Origin of the sequence: Blautia ammoniilytica, assembly GCF_025566965.1 — a bacterium.
Taxonomy (GTDB): Bacteria; Bacillota; Clostridia; order Lachnospirales; family Lachnospiraceae; genus Blautia_A; species Blautia_A ammoniilytica.
Genome location: NZ_JAOQJL010000067.1, coordinates 1 through 2006 on the forward strand (window position 1 = coordinate 1; position 2006 = coordinate 2006).

At 37.1% G+C, this 2006-nt stretch carries 2 protein-coding genes; both read left to right on the forward strand.

Going from position 1 to position 2006, the window contains the following annotated elements:
* The first annotated feature begins 96 nt into the window (after positions 1–96).
* Positions 97–1020 (forward strand): thioredoxin-disulfide reductase, encoded by a 924-nt coding sequence (gene trxB, locus OCV61_RS18185; RefSeq protein ID WP_026648815.1) that lies wholly within the window; start codon positions 97–99, stop codon positions 1018–1020.
* A 340-nt stretch (positions 1021–1360) separates the two neighbouring features.
* On the forward strand, positions 1361–1834 hold the full coding sequence (locus OCV61_RS18190; RefSeq protein WP_173729335.1) for a sigma factor-like helix-turn-helix DNA-binding protein: 474 nt from the start codon (positions 1361–1363) through the stop codon (positions 1832–1834).
* Positions 1835–2006 lie beyond the last annotated feature (172 nt).

Consider the following 2006-nt stretch of genomic DNA (forward strand, 5'->3'; position numbering starts at 1 on the left):
CTATGGCTCTTTCTTCTGAGATATTTATTGATGAAACATTAGAAATTCCTTGATTTTCAAGGAAAAAAGACTTGACTATATAGGGAGGACTGCTGTATGAATGAAAATCATGTTTACGATATGATTATCGTGGGGGGAGGACCTGGAGGGTATACTTCAGCATTATACGCAGCCAGAGCAGGATTTGATACAATTGTTTTAGAAAAATTATCTGCAGGTGGTCAGATGTCATTGACCTGGCAGATTGATAACTATCCTGGTTTTGAAAATGGAATTGACGGATTTTCATTGGCAGAGAAAATGCAAAAACAGGCGGAAAAATTTGGCGCTAAAAGTGAATATGCTGAAGTTTTTAATATGGATTTAACAGGAAAGCTTAAGAGAGTAGAAACTAGTTCGGGAATTTATATTGGGAAAACAGTAGTGATTGCTACTGGAGCAAATCCAAGAGAACTTGGTCTCGCTAAAGAAAAAGAATTGATAGGTCATGGGGTTGCTTATTGTGCCTCCTGTGATGGTATGTTTTATAAAGATAAGATCGTGGTGGTTGTTGGTGGTGGAAATTCTGCTGTATCAGATGCTGCTCTTTTAAGTCGAATTGCTAAGAAAGTCATCATTGTTCATCGTAGAGATACATTACGTGCAACGAAAATCTACCATGACCAGCTGATGAAAACTGAAAATATAGAGTTTCGATGGAATAATACAGTAAATGAACTGATTTATGGAGAACGATTGACTGGTGTGCGGTTGAAAGATACAGTTACAGGAGAAGAAAACATTATAGAATGTGACGGCCTGTTTGTGAGTATAGGAAGAAAACCGACAACAGATTTTTTAGATAATCAGATAGAACTGGATAATAAAGGATATATTGTGGCAGGTGAAAACACTGAAACGAGTATTCCGGGTGTTTATGCTGTAGGAGATGTCAGAACAAAGTTACTTCGTCAGATAGTAACAGCAGTGGCAGATGGTGCTATGGCAGTACATATGGCAGAAGAGTATATGGAGAAATAATAATCAGAATTTGAATAGTGAACTTTTTATACTGAAATATGTACGATTTCAATAATGACATGAACTTATGGGAACGTATTGCGGATACTTTGTGAACTTTATCCTGATACAATGATTATGCTGATGAAAGAAGGCATAGATAACTGAATACAAGAAAGAGACGAAAGCCTCAGTAGTTAAGAAAAAAACTACTGGGGCTTTTTTTCGTGTCTGAATTTCTCGGCCAATAACTGCGGGGATGTCCCGGCAGGATAAAGGTGGAGCAGGCATGATCCTAAACAGAGATCCGCCTTCTGAATTTGAAACGAGCAACAAGATTTCAAATTCAGGAGGAACGGATATGTATATTGAACACCCATATTTTTATGAAGGAAAGTACTACGCAAATATTGATGGAGAAATGATCGAGATTACAAAAGAAGTTGCGTATGCGATGAATAATTTTTACAGAAGCAGCAAGGCAAAAAAAGTTGAGATTAAGAATGAACTGGGTGAGGTTGTGGATAAGATGCTGAGAGAAGTACCTTACAGCGGTCAGTCCATTGATGGAGAAGGATTCATGATTGAGGATTTTCCAGATCTGAACTGTGATGTGGAGCACTGTGTACTGACAAAAATGGAACAGCAGAATATTCACAAAGTGATCAATCAGCTGAACTCAGAGGAACGCATGATTATTTATGGCATTTTCTTTGAAAATAAGACACAGACACAGATGGCGGAGATTATGGGGATTTCCAGACAGATGCTGTCATACAAGCTGAAATCCACTCTTAATAAGATGCGTGAAATGTATATGAATAAATTTTTTTAAAAAATTTTTCAAAATCTTTTGCATCTGCCAAAGTCATTTGACTTTAGTAATTAGAGGAAGTTAAAGGACTTCCTAAAATGAACCATGATAACTGAATATCCAATAATAACTGACGTGACATTTCATGCAGAGAGCACGAGGAAGATGCCGCTATAGGATTATAAGACAAAAC